Raw genomic sequence first — 800 nt, forward strand, 5'->3', positions numbered from 1 at the left:
GAGGCCGCCGCGGTCACACGTGGCGTCCATTGCGCGGCCCCCTCCACCCACAACCGCCCCAACCCCGCGAACAACACCTCCGGCGTATCCCCACCACGCCGCATCAACCCATTACCCACCAGCACCGGATGCGGACCCACCTCCACAAACCCCGTAACCCCCCGACCCACCAACCACTCCACCGCATCCGCGAACCGCACCGGCTCCCGCACCTGCCGCACCCAATACCCCGCATCCCCCATATCCACCAACCCACCCACCACCGTCGACACCACCGGAATCACCGGCTCACCGAACGACAACCCCGCCACCACCCCACCCAACTCCCCCAACACCGGATCCATCCGCGCCGAATGAAACGCATGACTGACCGCCAACCGCACCACCCGCCGCCCACGACCACGCCACACCTCACCCACCGCCACAACCGCCGCCTCATCCCCCGACACCACCACCGCATCCACCCCATTCACCGCCGCCACCTCAGCACCCGCCACCAACGACCCCACCACCTCCTCCACCGACCCCTGCACCGACACCATCGCCCCACCACCAGGCAACCCCTGCATCAACCGACCCCGAGCCCCCACCAACACACACGCATCCTCCAACGACAACACCCCCGCCACATGAGCCGCCGCCACCTCACCCACCGAATGCCCCACCACAAAATCCGGCCGCACACCCAACCACTCCACCAACCGGAACAACGCCACCTCCAACGCAAACACCCCACCCTGCGTGAACAACGTCTCCCCCAACACCCCCTCCCGATCCTCGAACAACACCCCAACCGGCAA

1 protein-coding gene is annotated in these 800 nt (G+C 67.4%); it reads right to left on the reverse strand.

Translation table 11 applies throughout. The features are described from left to right. The coding region (locus K7G61_RS35945) for an acyltransferase domain-containing protein (protein ID WP_225851353.1) at positions 1 to 800 on the reverse strand (800 nt) is incomplete at both ends.

Source organism: Streptomyces sp. HPF1205 (assembly GCF_020400825.1).
GTDB lineage: Bacteria > Actinomycetota > Actinomycetes > Streptomycetales > Streptomycetaceae > Actinacidiphila.